This is a genomic window from Streptomyces sp. NPDC058221 (genome assembly GCF_042882365.1).
Taxonomy (GTDB): domain Bacteria; phylum Actinomycetota; class Actinomycetes; order Streptomycetales; family Streptomycetaceae; genus Streptomyces.
This window is the reverse complement of sequence record NZ_JBHVWF010000064.1, coordinates 24044-40747: the sequence shown is the minus strand read 5'-3', so window position 1 is coordinate 40747 and position 16704 is coordinate 24044. Positions and strand designations below refer to the sequence as shown.

Sequence of the window (16704 nt, the reverse complement as noted above, 5' to 3'; positions counted from 1 at the left end):
GATGCGTCGCGCATCCGCCCGGCCGCCCGGCACCGGCCACGGCACGGTCAGAAGAGGCGGGTCAGGAACCGTCCCTCGCGAGACCGTCGAGTTCCCCGTCCAGCTCGTCCTCGTCGAAGACGGCGCTGACGTCGAACCGGCACACCACCAGCTGCGGGTCCACGTCGTCGAAGGGGGCGCCCAGCCACTCCCCCGGCTCCGACAGCTCGTCCGCCGCCGCGACCCAGAGCGTGGAGTCGCCCTCCTCAAGACCGAATTCCGTGTGCCGGGACGCGATCTCGTCGGCCTCGTACTCCCCGAAGAGCACCCCCAGCGCCGCATGGACGCTGCTGCCGACCACGGCCGCGCTCGCACTGTCCCGGTCGTCCGGGTCCAGGTCGGCGAGGCGCTGTGCCTGCGCGAGCAGCCGCTGCGGCTCCGCCACCGCGTAGTCGCGGCGGATCAGCACACTGAGTGCGTTCGGCTCCTCGGGACCGCTGTAGGGCGGCAGGGCGTCCTGCGCCCCCGGAATCTCGAACGGGGTGACCTCGTCGTGGCGGTCGTAGAGGAGCTCGTCATAGACCTCCGCCGCAGCGGCCAGTGCGTTGAACGCGTCGTAAACAGCGGGGTCGTCGTCCCCGGACCGGCGTTCGACCGCCTCGAGGTGGCGGTCGAGCGCGACCTTGACCGCATCGGCGGCGGCGCGTACCTCGGCAGCGGATGGCTGCGCAGCATCAGACATAGGGCAGACGCTATCCGTACACGGGCTCTGCCCGCACAATAGATGCGATGCCGGAATACGAATTTGTCGACGTGTACGTGCCGCGCGGGGTGTCCCGGAAGGAGACGACCCGCCTGCTGACCGACCATGCCGAGTACGGGCACTGGGAGTTGGACCGTCTGTCGCTGCGCCGCGACGGCAGCCGCCGGGTGCGGCTGCGCCGGCGGATCATCCGCCAGCTGCGGGCCACCTGGTGAAACGGAGCGGGCCCCGCTCTCGCGGGGCCCGCTCCCTTCGCCTTGCTTTGCCTGGTGCCGTCTGTCTAGGCGGCCCTGCCGCGGCGGTACAGCACCGTGCCCGCGCCTGCCAGCAGCAGGCCCGCGCTCGCCGGGATCAGCAGGTCGAGCCCGCCCGATCCGGTGTGGGCGAGCTGCGGCGTGCTCTCGGGCACGGCCTGCGGCTCCGGCGCGTTCGGGATGGTGCGCGGTCCGGGCGCCGGCGGTGCCTCGTGGGTGACCGGTGTGACCGGAACGTCGGCCGGCGGTGTGCTGTCGTTCTCGCACGTGTTGCCGAAGCTGGGATTCAGCAGGCCGACGATGTCGATGCTGTTCCCGCAGGCGTTCACGGGGATGTCGATGGGAGCCTGGACCTGGTTGCCCGAGAGCAGACCGGGCGAGCCCTGGGTGTACCCCTCCGCTGTTGCCCCGCCCCCGTTGTCGCTGCCGACGGCCCGGTGCTTACCGGTGCCCGCCCGCGCCCCCTGGCTGCGGTCGTCCGCCGCACGGCTGCCGGACCGGGTGTCCGCCGCGTGGCTGCCGGACGAGCCGGCGGTCGATCCGCTGCGGCCCGCGGCCGCACCCCCCGAACCGTTTCCGCAGTCGTTGCCGAAGGTCGGGTTGATCAGTCCGACGACGCTCACGGAGTTGCCGCAGACGTTGACCGGAACATCGACCGGGATCTGTACCGAATTCCCTGAAAGCACCCCCGGGGAATTCGATGCGCCGCCGGACGCTCCCGCGTCGGCGTGCGCGTAACCGCCACTGAGCGCGAGCACGCCGCCCGCCGCCGCCATGGTGATCAGGCCTTTACGCGTGACCTGTCGCATAGGTTGTTTCCTGCCTTCTACCTTCCGGAATACCCCCGGACTTGACCGTGCGGGGGCAAAGGACCCGACGGCCCCGGAGCACATGGCATGCGCTCCGGGGCCGACCGGGCTCAAACCCTTGCGGGTTGACGCACAACGTCAGGCGTTGACGCAGGTGTTGCCGAAGGCGGGGTTCAGCAGCCCGATCACGGAGACCGTGTTGCCGCACACGTTCACGGGAACGTGGACGGGAACCTGGACGACGTTGCCCGAGAGCACACCGGGGCTGCCGATGGCGGCACCCTGGGCGCCGGAGTCCGCGACGGCCATGCCGGCACCCGCGAGCACCAGACCACCGGTGACAGCCGCAGCGGCGACGATCTTCTTGATCATTATTCCTCCTAGTTGGCAAATGCGGTCCCAGCCGCGGACCGCATCACCTGTAACGAGGAGGAGGCAATCGGGCTACGAGCAGGAAGCCCCTTTCACTCGTACCGGTTAGGTACGTACACGCTGGCGAATATCTCGGTGCCGGGTCAACTGTTGTCGATGAAACGGTCGAGAACGCGGGCGCCGAATTTCAGGCCGTCCACCGGAACCCGCTCGTCCACGCCGTGGAACATGCCCGCGAAATCGAGCTCCGGCGGGAGCTTCAGCGGGGCGAATCCGAAGCAGCGGATGCCCAGGTCGTCGAAGGACTTGGCGTCCGTACCGCCGGAGAGCATGTACGGGACCGCTCGCGCGATGGGGTCCTCCGCCTTCAGCGCGATCTGCATCGCGTCGACCAGCGATCCGTCGAAATCGGTCTCCAGCGCCTTGTCGCCGTGCACGTCCTCGCGCTTGACCCGCGGGCCGAGGATCCGGTCGAGGTCGGCCAGGAACTCCTGCTCGTACCCCGGCAGGAAGCGGCCGTCGACATGGGCGATGGCCTGCCCCGGGATCACGTTCACCTTGTAGCCCGCGCCCAGCATGGTGGGGGCGGCCGAGTTGCGCAGGGTGGCGCCGACCATCTTGGCGATGCCGCCCAGCTTGGCCAGCGTGGCATCCATGTCCTCGGGGTCCAGCGGCGTGCCCAGCGCATCGGACAGCTCGTCCAGGAAGGACCGCACGGTCTTGGTCACCCGCACCGGCCAGGTGTGCCGGCCGAGCCGGCCGACCGCCTCGCACAGCTCGGTGATGGCGTTGTCGTCGTTGGTCATGGAGCCGTGGCCGGCGGTGCCGTCCACGGTCAGCCGCATCCAGTGCATGCCCTTCTGCGCGGTCTCGACGAGATACAGCCGGAGGTTCTCGTTGACCGTGAAGGAGAAGCCGCCGACCTCGCCGATCGCCTCGGTGACCCCCTCGAACAGATCGGGGTGCTTGTCGACGAGATAGCGGGCCCCGTACGTGCCGCCCGCCTCCTCGTCCGCGAGGAAGGCGAGCACGATGTCCCGCGGGGGCTTGCGGCCGCTGCGCATCCGCTCGCGCACGACCGCGAGGGTCATCGCGTCCATGTCCTTCATGTCGACCGCGCCCCGGCCCCACACACAGCCGTCCGCGATCTCCCCGGAGAAGGGGTGGTGCGTCCAGTCGTGGGCATTGGCCGGTACGACGTCGGTGTGGCCGTGGATCAGCAGGGCGGGCTTGGAGGAGTCCTCGCCCTCGATCCGCGCGACCGTGGAGGCGCGGCCCTTGTGGGACTCGAAGATCTGCGGCTCCAGACCCACCTCCGCGAGCTTCTCCGCCACGTATTCGGCGGCCTGCCGCTCGCCGGGGCCCGAATGGTCCCCGTAGTTGCTGGTGTCGATCCGGATCAGATCACGACAGAGGTCCACGACCTCGTTCTCGGCGGTGTCGCCCGAGCCGGTCCGGGCCGCTCTGGTCTCGCTCACGCTGGTTCCTTCCACTGTCGCTGCGGTGCTCCCCCTCATCCTCCCGCGCCCGGCCCGCACACCCAAGGCCCCCCACCTCTCGTCATGCGCCCTTCACACAGACCCGGGCGTGATCGAGCACCTCTCAATGTTTGCTATGGTTTTCCACGTCGGAACGGGCCGGGCCCGCGAGACAGACACCTTGTCCGGGTGGCGGAATGGCAGACGCGCTAGCTTGAGGTGCTAGTGCCCTTTATCGGGCGTGGGGGTTCAAGTCCCCCCTCGGACACAGAGCAAGTGCCGATCAGGAGCGATCCTGGTCGGCACTTCGCGTTTCCCTGGGAAGCGAGCTGCGCACCCTTGTTGAATCGGTTCAGCCCTGGTTAACGTCCCCGGTGAGAAGGGCGCTGCCGACCGAGGAGACCCATGAGCCGCACAGCTGCCGATGCGCTGCCCTGGTACGAGGACATGAGTCCGGGCTCGGGCGGACTCGGGCCACGCTGCTGGTACGCGGCATCCGACGCCGCGCGGGTGTCCCTGAACGGTGAGTGGGCCTTCCGGCTCTCGCCGGGCGCGGGAACCGAGGACGAGTCGTTCGCCCAGCCGGGGTTCGACGCCTCGGCGTGGGGAACGGTCGATGTGCCGGGGCACTGGGTGCTCCAGGGAGCCGGTGGCGCTCCCGCGTACACGAACGTGGTCTATCCCTTCCCCGTCGATCCGCCGCGGGTGCCGTCCGAGAACCCGACCGGCGACCATCTGCGGACGTTCGCCCTGCCTGCCGGCTGGCCGGAGGACGGCGAGGCCGTGCTCCGGTTCGACGGGGTGGAGTCGTGCGCCCGGGTCTGGCTCAACGGGCAGGATCTGGGCGATTTCAAGGGGTCGCGGCTGCCCCATGAGTTCGCCGTGGGCCGGCTGCTGCGCGCCGGGGAGAACGTACTGGCCGTGCGGGTGCACGCGTGGTCATCGGGGAGCTATCTGGAGGACCAGGACCAGTGGTGGCTGCCCGGGATCTTCCGCGATGTGACGCTGCTGCACCGGCCGCAGGGCGCTCCCCGGGACTTCTTCGTGCACGCCGGGTACGACCACCACGACGGCTCCGGGACGCTGCGTGTGGACTGCGAGGGCGCGGAAGGGCGGATTCTCGTACCGGAGCTGCGCATCGACGTTCCGGCGGGTGAACCGGTGACCCTGCCGGTGGAGCCGTGGACCGCCGAGACGCCCCGGCTGTACGACGCGGAGCTGGTGACACCGGGTGAACGGATCCCGCTGCGCGTCGGCTTCCGTACGGTCGTCGTCGAGGACGGCGTGATCAAGGTCAACGGGCGGCGGCTGCTCTTCCGCGGCGTGAACAGGCACGAGTTCCATCCGGAGACCGGCCGGGCCGTGGACGCGCGGACCATGCGGCGCGACCTGGTGCTGATGAAGCGGCACAACATCAACGCGGTACGCACCAGCCACTATCCGCCGCATCCCGCCTTCCTCGATCTGTGCGACGAACTGGGCCTCTGGGTGATCGACGAGTGCGATCTGGAGACACATGGCTTTGTCGACCTGGAGTGGCGCAACAACCCGGTCGACGACGACCGGTGGACGCCCGCGCTGCTGGACCGGGCGGCCAGGATGGTCGAGCGCGACAAGAACCACGCCGCGGTGATCATCTGGTCGCTGGGCAACGAGTGCGGTTCGGGCCGCGGCCTGAGCGCGATGGCCGAGTGGATCCGGGGGCGGGACCCGGAGCGGCTGCTGCACTACGAGGGCGACCTGTCGTGCAAGGACGTCGATCTGTACTCGCGGATGTATCCGACGCACGCCGAGGTCGAGCTGATCGGGCAGCGGGCGGAGGAGCCGTGGGGCGACCCGGAGCTGGACGCCCGGCGGCGCGCGATGCCGTTCATCATGTGCGAGTACGCCCATGCCATGGGGAACGGTCCGGGCGGACTCAGCGAGTACCAGAGGCTGTTCGAGCGGTACGAGCGCTGCCAGGGCGGTTTCGTCTGGGAGTGGATCGATCACGGTTTCGCCCACCCGGAGCACGGCTTCGCCTACGGCGGGGACTTCGGCGAGGAGCTGCACGACGGCAACTTCGTCTGCGACGGCCTGCTCTTCCCCGACCGCACGCCCTCCCCCGGACTCGTCGAGTACAAGAAGGTCATCGAGCCGGTGCGGATCCGCCCCGGTTCCCCGGCGGGCGCCTTCACGGTCACCAACGGGTACGACTTCGCCGGGACCGGGCATCTGGACTTCCTGTGGTCGCACGAGGTGGACGGAGTGGTCGTCGCATCGGGCGCCCTGAAGGTGCCGGAGCTGGCCCCTGGCGCCTCCACCGAGGTGGCCGCGGGGGCCGGCGAGGGCGTGTGGACCGTGCGTGCGGTGCTCGCCGAGGACACCTCCTGGGCGGGGCGCGGGCATGTGGTGGCGTGGGGCCAGGCGGAGTTCGGTGCGCCGGCGGCCCCCGCACCGGCGGCCGGTGCGCGGCCGGTGCGGGGTGCGGGTGTGATCACGCTGGGGCCGGGTGTCTTCGACGCGGTGACCGGGGCGCCGGTGCGGCTGGGGAACATCGCGGTGGAGGGACTGCGGCTGGATGTGTGGCGGGCGCCGACCGACAACGACAACGGCGCGCCGTGGCAGCCGGACGAGCGGTACGGGCTGCGCTGGCGGGAGTCGGGGCTGCACCGGATGCGGCACCGCGTCGACGCGGTCGAGGCCGGCCAGGACGCGCTGACGGTGCGGACCAGGGTGGCGCCGGCCGGCCGGGACCTGGGCCTTCGCACCACGTACCGGTGGACCGCGGCCGGGGACCGGCTCGGCCTCACGGTGTCCGTGGTTCCGGAGGGCGAGTGGCCGGTGCCGCTGCCCAGGCTGGGCATCAGGTTCGGGCTGCCGGCCGCTTACGGCGGGGTGCGGTGGTTCGGCGGCGGTCCGGGTGAGGCCTATCCGGACACCCGGGCCGCCGCGATGCTCGGGCTCTGGGAGCGGGACGTGGACGCGCTGCAGACCCCGTACGTCAGGCCGCAGGAGAACGGTGCGCGGACCGGCGTCAGGTGGGCGGAGCTGACGGACGCCGGCGGCGCGGGGCTGCGGGCCGAGGGCGGCACTCCGTTCTGGTTGACCGCGCGGCGCTGGACGAGCGAGCAGCTGGACGCTGCGGAGCATCTGCCGGACACGGTGGCCGGGGAACACGTCTGGGTCAATCTGGACCATGCGGTGCAGGGCATCGGCTCGCAGTCGTGCGGGCCGGGCGTGCTGCCGGAGCACCGGCTCCACGCGGCCCCGGCGGAGTTCTCGTTCGTGTTCTCCGCGTCGGGCCGAACCCGGGGGCCCGCGTCCCGCCGAAGGTGACGCTCCCTGGTGCCTGACCGCTTGAGGTGCCGGGCTCATGAGCGTGGGCGTGCCGTCCCTGTGGAAGGATTCGTCTCACCATGAGAACCAGCACCCGGGCGCCGGGCGGGCCCCGGTGAGGGGCCGCGCCAAGCCTCCCCCGTCCCCGTTGCCCCAGCGTGACGGGATCGATCCGGTCCGGGTGCGGCTGCCGGAGGATCCGGACGGGCAGTGGCGCACGGTCCGTGATCATCTGCTGGCGCGGTTCGGCGACGCGATCGGTGCCGACCGGGTCGACGCGATGCTCGCGGAGGGCAGGTTCGTCTGGATCCGGGGTCCGGTGACGGGTGACGAGTCGTACGAGGCGGGCCGGCACCTCTGGTTCCACCGGGACTTCGCACCGGAGGAGCCGGTGCCCTTCCCGGTCGGTGTCGTGTACCGCGACGCACACTTGGTCGTCGCGGACAAGCCGCACTTCCTCGCCACCACGCCGCGCGGGCGGCACATCACCGAGACGGCCGTGGCCCGGCTCCGCCGTGAGCTGGGGCTTCCCCTGCTCCAGCCGGCGCACCGGCTGGACCGGCTGACCGCGGGGCTGGTCCTGTTCGTGGTCCGGCCGGGGGAACGGGGTGCGTACCAGACACTGTTCCGGGACCGTCTGGTGCGCAAGGAGTACGAGGCGGTGGCGCCCCATGACCCGGGGCTCGCCTTCCCGCGCACCGTGCGCAGCCTGATCGTCAAGGAGCGCGGGGTGATCGCCGCCCGCGAGGAGCCGGGCGAGCCGAACAGCGAGAGCCGGATCGAGCTGCTGGAGCACCGGGCGGGGCTCGGGCGCTACCGGCTGCTGCCCGCCACCGGGCGGACGCATCAGCTGCGGGTCCATATGAACAGCCTGGGGCTGCCGCTCGTCCACGACCCGGTCTACCCCGTGGTCGAGGCGGAGGGGGCGCCGGACGACTGGTCGCGCCCGCTCCAACTGCTGGCGCGGGTGCTGGAGTTCACCGATCCGGTCACGGGAGAGCCGCGCCGCTTCGAGAGCGGGCTGCGGCTCTCCGCGTGGCCGCAGGGGTGACTCCCCCGGCCTCAGTGGCCGCGGGCGATCCATTCGTCCAGGTGCGGGGCCTCCGCGCCGATGGTCGTGGAGTCGCCGTGCCCGGTGCGGACGGCGGTGTCCGGGGCCAGGGCGAGCAGCCGGTCCCTGATCGAGTCGACGATCGTCGGGAAGTGGGAGAACGACCGCCCGGTGGCGCCCGGCCCGCCCTGGAAGAGCGTGTCACCGGTGAAGACGGTGGACAGCTCGGGGGCGTACAGGCAGACGGCGCCCGGGGCGTGGCCCGGGGTGTGCAGGACCTTGAGGGTCGTCCCGGCGATCCGCAGCTCCTGGCCGTCGGCCAGTTCACCGTCCGGGGCCCGGTCCGGGTGGGTCTGCTTCCACAGCGGCAGGTCGTCGGGGTGGAGCAGAATCGGTGCGCCGGTGGCGTCGGCGAGTGCCGGGGCAGCGTCGATGTGGTCGTTGTGCGCGTGGGTGCAGATGATGGCGCGCAGCGTACGGCCGCCGAGCGCGGCCTCGATCGCGGCGGCGTCGTGGGCGGCGTCGATGACGACCGCCTCGGTGTCGTCGCCGACGATCCAGACGTTGTTGTCGACGTCCCATTCGCCGCCGTCGAGGGCGAAGGTGCCGGAGGTGACGAGGTGGTCGATGCGGGCGGTCATCAGAACACCACCACCGAGCGCAGGACGTCGCCGTCGTGCATCCGGCCGAAGGCCTGCTCGATGTCGCCGAGCCCGATGGTCTCGGTGACGAACGCGCCGAGGTCGATCCGGCCCTGCTGGTGCAGGTCGATGAGCATCGGGAAGTCGCGCGAGGGCAGGCAGTCGCCGTACCAGGACGACTTGAGCGAGCCACCGCGGCCGAAGACGTCCAGGAGCGGCAGTTCGAGCTGCATCTCCGGGGTGGGGACGCCGACCAGGACCACGGTGCCGGCGAGGTCGCGGGCGTAGAACGCCTGCTTGTACGTCTCCGGGTGGCCGACCGCCTCGATGACGACGTCGGCGCCGTTGCCGCCGGTGAGCGAGCGGATGGCCTCGACCGCGTCGCTGCTGCGGGAGTTGACGGTGTGCGTGGCACCCATCTTCTTCGCCGTCTCCAGCTTGCGGTCGTCGATGTCCACGGCGATGATCTTCGCCGCTCCGGCCAGCCGGGCACCGGCGACCGCCGCGTCGCCGACGCCGCCGCAGCCGATGACGGCGACCGAGTCGCCGCGGCCGACCTGCCCGGTGTTGATGGCGGCGCCGATACCCGCCATCACGCCGCAGCCGAGGAGGCCGGCGACCTCCGGGGCGACCTCGGGATCGACCTTGGTGCACTGGCCGGAGGCGACCAGCGTCTTCTCGGCGAACGCGCCGATGCCGAGTGCGGGCGACAGCTCCGTGCCGTCCAGCAGGGTCATCTTCTGCTTGGCGTTGTGGGTGTCGAAGCAGTACCAGGGGCGGCCTCGCAGACAGGCACGGCACTGTCCGCACACGGCACGCCAGTTGAGGACGACGAAGTCCCCCGGTTCGACGTCCGTGACGCCCTCGCCGACGGACTCCACGACGCCCGCGGCCTCATGGCCGAGGAGAAACGGGAACTCGTCGTTGATGCCGCCCTGCTTGTAGTGCAGATCGGTGTGGCAGACACCGCACGCCTGGATCTTCACGACGGCCTCACCGGGGCCGGGGTCCGGGATCACGATCGTCTCGACCCGTACCGGCTCGTTCTTTCCCGGTGCGATGACCCCTTGTACCTGCTGCGCCATTCCCGTGGTCTCCCTTTCCCGACTTTTCCGCTCGTTCGATCACGGGCAACCGTACGCCGTGCGGGGGTGTCACGGCGGCGCGCCGCGTTGCCGCGGTCCGGGCGCCGCCGATCCGCGTGAGTACGCCGGTTTCGGCCGGACGGGATGCCCTGTGTCAGTCCCCGTACACCCGGCGGCCGCCCACGTACGTACCGATGACCCGTGCCTCGGCGATCTCCGCGGCGGATGCGGCGTACGGGTCGCGGTCCAGGACCACCAGGTCGGCCAGGGCTCCGGCACGGATGCTGCCGGTGTCGTCGAGGTGGTTCACGTAGGCCGAGCCCGCCGTGTACGCGGCGAGGGCGTCCGTCAGGGAGATGCGCTCCCGCGGGAGGAAGGGCGGCCGGTCGCCCCCGGGGGCGACACGGTTGACCGCGGTGTGGATGCCGTGCATCGGATCGGCGCTGCTGACCGGCCAGTCGGAGCCCGCGGCCACGGTGGCGCCGGACCGCAGCAGCGCGCCGAACGGGTACTGGAGCGCGGCGCGTTCCTCGCCGAGGAAGGGGATGGTCAGCTCGTCCATCTGCGGTTCGTGGGCGGCCCAGAGCGGCTGGATGTTGGCCGTGGCGCCGAGGGCGCGGAAGCGGGGGATGTCGTCGGGGTGGACGATCTGGAGGTGGGCGAGGTGGGGGCGGGTGCCGGTGTGCCCGTTGGCTGTGCGGGCGGCCTCGACTGCGTCCAGCGCCTCCCGCACCGCCCGGTCGCCCAGGGCGTGGAAGTGGGTCTGGAAGCCGGCGGCGTCCAGTTCGGTGACGTAGCGGCGCAGTTCGACGGGGTCGACGAAGCTGGTGCCGCTGTTGGCGGTGGCACAGCCGCAGGCGTCGAGGTACGGAGCGAGGAGGGCCGCCGTGCCGGTCTCCGCGACGCCGTCCTGCATGATCTTCACCGATCCGGCGCGGAACCGCCGGCCGCTCAACGCCTCGCGCCGGGCCAGCATCCCGGGTATCTGCTCGGTGCCGCGCTCCCGGTCCCACCACAGCGCGCCGGCGACGCGGGCGGTGAGCGAGCCGTCGCGGTCGGCGGTCGTATAGGCGTCGGAGGCGTCGTCCATCGCTCCGTACTCGCCGATGATGGCGTCCTGCCAGGCGGTGATGCCGTACGCGTGCAACAGTCGCTGGGCGCGCAGCAGGGCGTCGAGCCGGTCGGCCGGGGTGGAGCGGGGGGTGTGGCGGGCGACCAGGTCCATGGCGCTCTCCTGGAGGAGTCCGGTGGGTTCGCCCCGGGGGTCGCGTTCGATGCGGCCGCCGGCCGGGTCCGGGGTGTGCCGGTCGATCCCGGCGAGGGCGAGCGCCCGGGTGTTGACCCAGGCTCCGTGGTGGTCCCGGTTGAACAGGTAGGCGGGGCGGTCGGGTACGGCGGTGTCGAGCTGCTGCCTGGTGGGGGCGCCGCCCTCGAAGGCGTCCATGGACCAGCCGCCGCCGGTGATCCATTCCCGCGCCGGGTTCGCCTCGGCGTAGGCCCGTACCGCGGCGACGGTGGCGGCGGCGTCCCCGGCGTCCGTGAGGTTGCACCGGGCGAGTTCGAGGCCGGCGGTGACCGGATGGACGTGGGCGTCCTGGAAGCCGGGAAGCAGGAGGCGCCCGGTGAGGTCCACCACCTCGGTGCGCGGGCCGATGAGTTCGCGTACCTCGTCGTGGCCGACCGCGGTGATCCGCTCGCCGGTGACGGCGACGGTGGTGGCCCGGGTGCGGGCGGCGTCCGTCGTGTGGACGGGGCCACCGGTGAACACGAGGTCGGCGGGGGTGCGGGGCATGGGATTTCCGTTCCGTGTGGTGATGCGGTCGGTCTGTGCAGGGGTGGGGGTCAGGCCGGGCCGGGGGCGGGTTCCGCGAGGGCCTCAGGCGGCACGGACCGGCCGGTGACGAAGTAGGGGGATTTCCTTACCCACTTGGCCCAGGCGGCCGCGACGACGCCGGTCAGCAGCATGACGGCCGGGCAGAAGAGCATGAACCAGCCGTTGTCCGGGCTGATCTCGAAGTGGTCGGCCGAGCTGTAGAACGTCCAGCAGAGGTAGCCGCCGAGGCCGAGCAGGACGAGGGCGCTCGCCACGGGAAGGACCACGGCTCGCAACGCCGGTGCCCAGCCCTCGCGCAGGGCGCCGCGGAAGCGGGCAGCGGCGGCCAGCGCGGTGAGGGCGTAGTAGAGCGCGACGACGACGCCGATCGCGTTCACGGACGCCAGGATCAGGTCGCCGACCTTGGGGATGACGAGCGAGAGCACGGCGATGGCGGCGGCGACGCAGCCGATCACGACGGTCCCGGCGGCAGGAGTCCCGTACCGCGGGCTGACCTTGGTCCACAGCGGTCCGAGCGTGCGGTCGCGGCTCATGGCGAACATGCCGCGCACGGTCGGTATCACCCCGGACTGCAGGGAGGCGACGGCGGAGAAGGTGAGGGCGATCAACGGAAGTGCGGCCAGCGGCTGACCGGCCAGCCGGTCGCCGAAGTAGGTGAGCCCCTGGGCGCCGTGACCGGTGAGCTCGTCCAGCGAGAGGACGCGCTGGAAGGCGAAGGAGCCGAGCAGGAACAGGCCAAGCATGGTGAAGAGCGTGATGAGCCCCGCTTTGGAGGCGTCCTGCGGGTCGCGGATCTCCTCGGTGACGCTGAACGTGGACTCGAAGCCCCAGAAGCAGAAGACGGAGAGCAGGAGTCCCTGGGCGAGCTGCTGCCCGGACGGGATGGTGAACGGGTTGATCCAGTCGAGGCTGAACGGGTGCGGGCCGGCGAACAGTCCGTATCCGCAGAAGCCGAGCAGGACGACGTACTCGAAGACGAGCAGGTACTTCTGGAGGTTGGCGGCCGACCGGATGCCGGTGATCGCGGTGAGCGTGACGGCGACCAGGACGACGATGCCGAGGGCGGTCGACTGGGCCGTGGAGTCGGGGTCGAGCCGGAGGCCGGCCAGCCGGTGCAGCCCGCCCTCCCCCGCCAGTTGGAGCAGCGCCGAGCCGGTGACGGTCGTGGTGTACGCGAGGAACACGACGGTGGAGACGATGCCGATCCAGCCGACGAGGAAGCCGAGCCAGGGGCTGAGCGAGCGGCCGACCCAGACGTAGCCGCTGCCCATGTTCGGCTCGACCCTGTTGAGCCGGGAGTACGCGCTCGCGATGCCCAGGATCGGCAGGAAGGCGAGCAGCATGATGATCGGCAGATGCAGTCCGACGGCGCCCGCGGTGACACCGAGTCCGATGCCGATGCTTGTGGTGGCTGCGGTCGACGAGGCCGCGATGGCGAACCCGTCCACCACTCCGAGGCTCTTGCGCAGGGCCGCGGGTGCCGGTGGTGCGTCGCCGCTGGGAGTACGAGAGGACGTCACGGTCGCTCCTTCACCGGGGGGCGCTTTTCGGCCCCGATGGCGGCACATCGAACTCCTCGGGGGTTCGACAGGTCAACGCCGTTGTCATAAGGTGCCCCGCATGAAGGCGAGCGAGCGGGTGGTGCCGGAGGGTGCGCGGCGGCGCAGGCGGCCCACCAAGCAGGGCACGGTGCTCTCGGAGCAGCTGATCGTGGAGACGGCGCTGCGGCTGATCGGCGAGCACGGGGCGGCGGCGCTGACGGTGCGTCGGCTCGGGGCGGCTCTGGGCTGTGATCCGAGCGCGCTCTACCGGTACTTCAGGGACACCGACGAGCTGCTGCTGGCGGTCGCCGACGAGCTGATCGGCCGGACCCTGCGCACCTGGCGGCCGACGGGTGACTGGCGGGCCGATCTGCGGACGCTGGGGCTGCGGATGCACGCGGACTATCTGGCCCATCCGCAGGCGGCGATGCTGACCTGCTCACGGGTGACGGGCCGGACCCATGAGGTCAGTTCGGTCGAGGCGATTCTCGGGGTGCTGCGGGGCGCGGGCTTCCCGGATGCGGAGGCGGTGCGGATCTACCACGTCTTCGTCGACCAGACGCTGTCGTTCGCGGCGCTGGACGCGTCGACGCTGGTGCTGTCGGCGCAGGCGCGGGCCCTGGAGGCCCAGGCCTGGCCGGAGGTCTACGCCCGGCAGCCGGCGCACAGCCACCCGAACATCGCGGCGACCGCGCCGGTACTGGTCGCGGAGATGGGCCGCAGCGGGTATCCGGCGGCACTGGAGATGATGCTCGCCGCGGCCGCCGCGCGGCTGCAGCACGTGAAACCGTGACGCGTCGGATCAGGGCGCGAGCACGTCGAGTTCGTGCAGGGCGCCCACCGCGATCTCCTTCGTCAGCTGCTCGGCCCCGGCCGCGTCGCCCTCGCGCACCGCGTCGGCGAGCCGGACATGGAGGGTGACGGCCGCCGGGTCGGGGTCCTCGAACATCACCTGGTGATGGGTGCGCCCCGCCAGGACCTCGGCGACCACGTCGCCGAGCCGGGCGAACATCTCGTTGCCGGAGGCGTTGAGGACGATCCGGTGGAACGCGATGTCGTGTTCGAGGTACCCCTCCAGCTGCTGACCGCGCGAGGTGGCGACCATGCCGAGGGCCCGTTCGGTGAGCTGGGCGCACTGCTCCGCGGTGGCGTGGCGGGCGGCGAGCGAGGCGGCGACGGGCTCGATCGCCGAGCGCAGGACGGTCAGGGAGCGCAGCTGGCGCGGCCGGTCGGCGCCGGCCAGCCGCCACCGGATGACCTGCGGATCGTAGACGTTCCACTCCTCGGCGGGCCGCACGGTCACGCCGACCCGGCGCCGGGACTCGACCAGGTGCATGGATTCCAGGACGCGGATGACCTCCCGGACGACCGTGCGTGAGACGTCGAACCGCTGAGCCAGCTCGTCGGTCCGCAGCACCTGGCCGGGCAGATGCTCACCCGCGGCGATCTCCAGACCCAGGGTGTCCAGCACATGGGTATGCAGCCCCTGGCTCTGTGTCGTCATGAACCAAGAGTACGGGGGCCCTCACGGGAACATAAAGTACGACGTTTATGTCACAGCATCTTGAATAAGTCGTACGTATGGGTTTCAGTAGCGCGACGGACTGATGTCGAGGAAGACATCGACGAGAACAGCGAGGCACCGCAATGAGCACCCCCCACGTCGTCGTGGTGATGGGCGTCGCAGGGACCGGCAAGACCACGATCGGCCCCCTGCTCGCCACCGCCCTGGGCGTCCCGTACGCCGAGGGCGACGATTTCCATCCCCCGGCGAACATCGCCAAGATGTCGGCCGGCACCCCGCTGGACGACGCCGACCGGTGGCCCTGGCTGGATGCGATCGGGCAGTGGGCACACGGCCGGGCCGGGCTCGGCGGTGTGGTCAGCAGCTCAGCGCTGAAGCGCGCCTACCGTGACCGGCTGCGCAGCGAGGCCCCCGGTGCGGTGTTCCTCCACCTGACCGGCGAGCGGTCCCTGATCGAGGAGCGGATGGCGGACCGCAAGGGCCACTTCATGCCCACCGCACTCCTCGACTCGCAGTTCGCCACCCTGCAGCCCCTTGAGGACGACGAGGCCGGCGTCGCCGTGGATGTGTCCGGCACCCCCGAAGAGATCACCCAGCGAGCCGTCGCGGCACTGCGCCGGCTGGACAGCTAAGGATCATCACCGTGACCAGTCTCAGCGTCGAGATGCTGGCAGCGGACGCCGCCGAACCGATCACTTCGGCCGGCAACGCGCAGTTGGGCATCGCAGTCCTGGCGGGCATCGCCGTCATCGTTCTGCTCATCACCAAATTCAAGATGCACGCGTTCCTTGCGCTGACCATCGGCTCACTGGCGCTCGGTTCGTTCGCCGGAGCCGCGCCGGCCAAGACGATAGAGAGCTTCACCGCGGGCCTCGGCTCGACCGTCGCCGGCGTCGGGGTCCTCATCGCGCTCGGCGCGATCCTGGGCAAGCTGCTCGCCGACTCCGGCGGCGCGGACCAGATCGTCGACACCATCCTCGCCAGGACGAGCGGGCGGGCCATGCCCTGGGCGATGGTCCTGATCGCCTCGATCGTCGGACTGCCGCTGTTCTTCGAGGTCGGGATCGTGCTGATGATCCCGGTGGTGCTGCTGGTCGCCAAGCGCGGCAACTACTCCCTGATGCGGATCGGAATCCCGGCCCTGGCCGGTCTCTCCGTCATGCACGGGCTCATTCCCCCGCACCCCGGCCCGCTGGTCGCGATCGACGCCCTCGACGCCAACCTGGGCATCACCCTGGCCCTCGGTGTGGTCGTCGCGATCCCGACGGTGATCCTCGCGGGTCCGGTCTTCTCCCGCTTCGCCGCCCGCTGGGTGGACATCAAGGCGCCGGAGGCGATGGTCCCGCAGCGCCCGGCCGAGGACCTGGACCGCCGGCCCAGCTTCGGCGCCACCCTGGCGACGATCCTGCTGCCCGTCGTCCTGATGCTGGCCAAGGCCCTTGTCGAGATCGTCGTGGACGACCCCGAGCAGGGCCTCCAGCGGGTCACCGACGTGATCGGCTCGCCGCTCATCGCCCTGCTCGCGGCCGTCGTCGTCGGCATGTTCACACTGGGCCGGGCCGCCGGCTTCACCAAGGCGCGGCTCTCCACCACCGTGGAGAAGTCCCTCGCCCCGATCGCCGGTGTGCTGCTCATCGTGGGCGCGGGCGGCGGTTTCAAGCAGACCCTCGTCGACGCCGGTGTCGGCCAGATGATCCTGGACTTCTCCGAGGACTGGTCGATCCCCGCCCTGCTGCTCGGCTGGCTGATCGCCGTGGCGATCCGGCTCGCCACCGGCTCGGCGACCGTGGCCACCATCTCGGCGGCCGGTCTCGTCGCCCCGCTGGCCGCCGACATGTCGACCTCGCACGTCGCGCTGCTGGTCCTCGCCGTCGGCGCGGGCTCGCTCTTCTTCAGCCATGTCAACGACGCCGGGTTCTGGCTGGTGAAGGAGTACTTCGGGATGGACGTCGGCCAGACGCTGAAGACCTGGTCGGTCATGGAGACCATCATCTCCGTGGTCTCGCTGGTCTTCATCCTGCTGCTGTCGCTGGTTCTCTAGGCGTAGGGCGACC

Annotated in this window: 15 protein-coding genes and 1 tRNA gene; 7 read left to right on the top strand and 9 right to left on the bottom strand. The window is 71.0% G+C overall.

Annotated features, from left to right (window positions below):
- Positions 1–61: 61 nt before the first annotated feature.
- On the bottom strand, positions 62–721 hold the full coding sequence (locus tag ACFVW8_RS21165) for a hypothetical protein (RefSeq protein WP_389692179.1): 660 nt from the start codon (positions 719–721) through the stop codon (positions 62–64).
- A 47-nt stretch (positions 722–768) separates the two neighbouring features.
- On the opposite strand from ACFVW8_RS21165, the gene ACFVW8_RS21160 reads away from it, so the two are divergent.
- Entirely contained in the window at positions 769–957 is a 189-nt protein-coding gene (locus ACFVW8_RS21160; protein ID WP_250970632.1) for a DUF5703 family protein, read from the top strand.
- A gap of 65 nt (positions 958–1022) precedes the next feature.
- Here the strand turns inward: ACFVW8_RS21160 and ACFVW8_RS21155 are convergent, their stop codons facing one another.
- The 3 genes from ACFVW8_RS21155 to ACFVW8_RS21145 all read right to left on the bottom strand — a co-directional run bounded on the left by ACFVW8_RS21155 (position 1023) and on the right by ACFVW8_RS21145 (position 3655).
- Positions 1023–1805 (bottom strand): chaplin, encoded by a 783-nt coding sequence (locus ACFVW8_RS21155; RefSeq protein WP_389692177.1) that lies wholly within the window; start codon positions 1803–1805, stop codon positions 1023–1025.
- A gap of 138 nt (positions 1806–1943) precedes the next feature.
- Positions 1944–2177 (bottom strand): chaplin ChpH, encoded by a 234-nt coding sequence (gene chpH, locus ACFVW8_RS21150; protein WP_389692176.1) that lies wholly within the window; start codon positions 2175–2177, stop codon positions 1944–1946.
- A 143-nt stretch (positions 2178–2320) separates the two neighbouring features.
- The gene (locus ACFVW8_RS21145) at positions 2321–3655 is read right to left on the bottom strand and encodes a M20/M25/M40 family metallo-hydrolase (RefSeq protein WP_389692174.1); all 1335 of its coding nucleotides are present in this window, start codon (positions 3653–3655) and stop codon (positions 2321–2323) included.
- Positions 3656–3838: 183 nt separating this feature from the next.
- On the opposite strand from ACFVW8_RS21145, the gene ACFVW8_RS21140 reads away from it, so the two are divergent.
- The 3 genes from ACFVW8_RS21140 (at position 3839) to ACFVW8_RS21130 (ending at position 8024) form a co-directional block, all read left to right on the top strand.
- Positions 3839–3923 (top strand) — tRNA-Leu (locus ACFVW8_RS21140).
- A 137-nt stretch (positions 3924–4060) separates the two neighbouring features.
- Positions 4061–6973 carry a glycoside hydrolase family 2 TIM barrel-domain containing protein gene (locus tag ACFVW8_RS21135; RefSeq protein WP_389692172.1) on the top strand — a complete coding sequence of 971 codons (2913 nt, stop codon included), beginning with the start codon at positions 4061–4063 and terminating at the stop codon, positions 6971–6973.
- 115 nt (positions 6974–7088) lie between these two features.
- On the top strand, positions 7089–8024 hold the full coding sequence (locus tag ACFVW8_RS21130; RefSeq protein ID WP_389692181.1) for a pseudouridine synthase: 936 nt from the start codon (positions 7089–7091) through the stop codon (positions 8022–8024).
- An 11-nt stretch (positions 8025–8035) separates the two neighbouring features.
- Here the strand turns inward: ACFVW8_RS21130 and ACFVW8_RS21125 are convergent, their stop codons facing one another.
- The 4 genes from ACFVW8_RS21125 to ACFVW8_RS21110 all read right to left on the bottom strand — a co-directional run bounded on the left by ACFVW8_RS21125 (position 8036) and on the right by ACFVW8_RS21110 (position 13152).
- Positions 8036–8665, bottom strand: coding sequence for an MBL fold metallo-hydrolase (locus ACFVW8_RS21125; RefSeq protein ID WP_389692170.1), 630 nt, complete (start codon positions 8663–8665; stop codon positions 8036–8038).
- A complete protein-coding gene (locus ACFVW8_RS21120; RefSeq protein WP_389692168.1) occupies positions 8665–9750 on the bottom strand; it encodes an S-(hydroxymethyl)mycothiol dehydrogenase in 1086 nt (361 codons plus the stop codon). The genes ACFVW8_RS21125 and ACFVW8_RS21120 overlap by 1 nt, the downstream gene beginning before the upstream one ends.
- Before the next feature lie 154 nt (positions 9751–9904).
- Positions 9905–11542 carry an amidohydrolase gene (locus ACFVW8_RS21115; RefSeq protein ID WP_389692166.1) on the bottom strand — a complete coding sequence of 546 codons (1638 nt, stop codon included), beginning with the start codon at positions 11540–11542 and terminating at the stop codon, positions 9905–9907.
- Between the two features lie 50 nt (positions 11543–11592).
- On the bottom strand, positions 11593–13152 hold the full coding sequence (locus ACFVW8_RS21110; RefSeq protein ID WP_389692164.1) for an APC family permease: 1560 nt from the start codon (positions 13150–13152) through the stop codon (positions 11593–11595).
- 52 nt (positions 13153–13204) lie between these two features.
- Between ACFVW8_RS21110 and ACFVW8_RS21105 the strand changes: the two genes are divergently transcribed.
- Entirely contained in the window at positions 13205–13918 is a 714-nt protein-coding gene (locus ACFVW8_RS21105; RefSeq protein WP_389692162.1) for a TetR/AcrR family transcriptional regulator, read from the top strand.
- A gap of 9 nt (positions 13919–13927) precedes the next feature.
- On the opposite strand, the gene ACFVW8_RS21100 is transcribed toward ACFVW8_RS21105, so the two are convergent.
- On the bottom strand, positions 13928–14629 hold the full coding sequence (locus tag ACFVW8_RS21100; protein ID WP_389692160.1) for a FadR/GntR family transcriptional regulator: 702 nt from the start codon (positions 14627–14629) through the stop codon (positions 13928–13930).
- A 143-nt stretch (positions 14630–14772) separates the two neighbouring features.
- On the opposite strand from ACFVW8_RS21100, the gene ACFVW8_RS21095 reads away from it, so the two are divergent.
- Together ACFVW8_RS21095 and ACFVW8_RS21090 are read left to right on the top strand one after the other, a co-directional pair.
- Entirely contained in the window at positions 14773–15282 is a 510-nt protein-coding gene (locus ACFVW8_RS21095) for a gluconokinase (RefSeq protein ID WP_389692158.1), read from the top strand.
- Positions 15283–15293: 11 nt separating this feature from the next.
- The gene (locus ACFVW8_RS21090; protein WP_389692156.1) at positions 15294–16691 is read left to right on the top strand and encodes a GntP family permease; all 1398 of its coding nucleotides are present in this window, start codon (positions 15294–15296) and stop codon (positions 16689–16691) included.
- Positions 16692–16704 lie beyond the last annotated feature (13 nt).

What these genes read in the sequence shown, in the direction of transcription:
- ACFVW8_RS21100 (WP_389692160.1), bottom strand. Translation starts at nt 14,629, where the DNA reads ATGACGACACAGAGCCAGGGGCTGCATACCCATGTGCTGGACACCCTG.
- ACFVW8_RS21115 (WP_389692166.1), bottom strand. Translation starts at nt 11,542, where the DNA reads ATGCCCCGCACCCCCGCCGACCTCGTGTTCACCGGTGGCCCCGTCCAC.
- ACFVW8_RS21160 (WP_250970632.1), top strand. Translation starts at nt 769, where the DNA reads ATGCCGGAATACGAATTTGTCGACGTGTACGTGCCGCGCGGGGTGTCC.
- ACFVW8_RS21105 (WP_389692162.1), top strand. Translation starts at nt 13,205, where the DNA reads ATGAAGGCGAGCGAGCGGGTGGTGCCGGAGGGTGCGCGGCGGCGCAGG.
- ACFVW8_RS21110 (WP_389692164.1), bottom strand. Translation starts at nt 13,152, where the DNA reads ATGTGCCGCCATCGGGGCCGAAAAGCGCCCCCCGGTGAAGGAGCGACC.
- chpH (WP_389692176.1), bottom strand. Translation starts at nt 2,177, where the DNA reads ATGATCAAGAAGATCGTCGCCGCTGCGGCTGTCACCGGTGGTCTGGTG.
- ACFVW8_RS21125 (WP_389692170.1), bottom strand. Translation starts at nt 8,665, where the DNA reads ATGACCGCCCGCATCGACCACCTCGTCACCTCCGGCACCTTCGCCCTC.
- ACFVW8_RS21165 (WP_389692179.1), bottom strand. Translation starts at nt 721, where the DNA reads ATGTCTGATGCTGCGCAGCCATCCGCTGCCGAGGTACGCGCCGCCGCC.
- ACFVW8_RS21135 (WP_389692172.1), top strand. Translation starts at nt 4,061, where the DNA reads ATGAGCCGCACAGCTGCCGATGCGCTGCCCTGGTACGAGGACATGAGT.
- ACFVW8_RS21155 (WP_389692177.1), bottom strand. Translation starts at nt 1,805, where the DNA reads ATGCGACAGGTCACGCGTAAAGGCCTGATCACCATGGCGGCGGCGGGC.
- ACFVW8_RS21120 (WP_389692168.1), bottom strand. Translation starts at nt 9,750, where the DNA reads ATGGCGCAGCAGGTACAAGGGGTCATCGCACCGGGAAAGAACGAGCCG.
- ACFVW8_RS21095 (WP_389692158.1), top strand. Translation starts at nt 14,773, where the DNA reads ATGAGCACCCCCCACGTCGTCGTGGTGATGGGCGTCGCAGGGACCGGC.